The organism is Streptomyces sp. NPDC059696 (assembly GCF_042733745.1).
GTDB lineage: Bacteria > Actinomycetota > Actinomycetes > Streptomycetales > Streptomycetaceae > Streptomyces.
Genome location: NZ_JBHWFG010000154.1, coordinates 1 through 1029 on the forward strand (window position 1 = coordinate 1; position 1029 = coordinate 1029).

The 1029-nt window shown below is 65.1% G+C and carries 1 protein-coding gene; it reads left to right on the forward strand.

Going from position 1 to position 1029, the window contains the following annotated elements; translation table 11 throughout:
- Positions 1 to 280 precede the first annotated feature (280 nt).
- On the forward strand, positions 281 to 1029 hold a 749-nt coding region (locus ACFV20_RS37295), incomplete at its 3' end, for a transposase (RefSeq protein ID WP_385665666.1).

The window sequence follows — 1029 nt, forward strand, 5'->3', positions numbered from 1 at the left end:
TTCTTACTGATTCCGGATAGTTCGAATACTTCCGAAAATCGAATGCTGTCCATGTCGGCTTTGCTCTTCTCGTTGATTTCTGATTGAGGCTGTCAGGTTCTAATGCCCGCTTGTCACATGTTCATTCGCAGGAAACCTGAAAGAGGATGGGGAGCGCGACAGGGAACCTATGTTCGATGGTTCACTTAAAAGTGGTTCACTCTGCAACTTAAAGAGCTCGTGCATAGTTGACGGTAGAGGTTGTCCCGTAACTGCTGGTCAGAGGTGAGATGATCTTGCCGTGGCTGGTGTGATCACGGCGTCGGAGCCCTCGTGGACAGGCCCGTTCACCGGGCTGAGCCCTCGGCAGTTCAACAAGCTGATCACCGCGCTGCGGCGTGAGGGGGCCGATCCGGTCCGCAAGGGCCGAGCGTGGTCGCTGCCGTTGGAGGGCCGGGTGCTGGTGGTGGCCGCGTACTGGCGTACCAACCTCACCCCGCGTCAACTCGCCCCGCTCTTCGGCGTCCCGAAGTCGGCGGCCGACCGGATCGTCGCCCACCTCGGGCCGGCTCTCGCCCTCCAGCCCCGGCGGCGGTTCCGCAAGGAGGCCGTGCTCATCGTGGACGGCACACTGGTCCCCACCCGCGACCGGACCGTGGCCGCCTCCAGCAAGAACTACCGCTACTCCACCAACCACCAGGTCGTCATCGACGCCGACACCCGCCTCGTGGTGGCCGTCGGCAAGCCGCTGCCCGGCAACCGCAACGACTGCCGGGCCTGGCAGGACTCCGGCGCGAAGGCCGCCGTCGGCACCGCCCCCACGGTGATCGCCGACGGCGGCTACCGGGGCACCGGGCTGACCATCCCGCACTACCGCCGGCACAAGGACGAGGAACTACCGGCCTGGAAGGAGGAGCACAACGCCTCCCACCGCAAGGTGCGAGCCCGCGTCGAGCACACCTTCGCCCGCATGAAGAGCTGGAAGATCCTCCGCGACTGCCGCCTCAAGGACGACGGCGTCCACCACGCCATGCTCGGCATCGCCCGCCC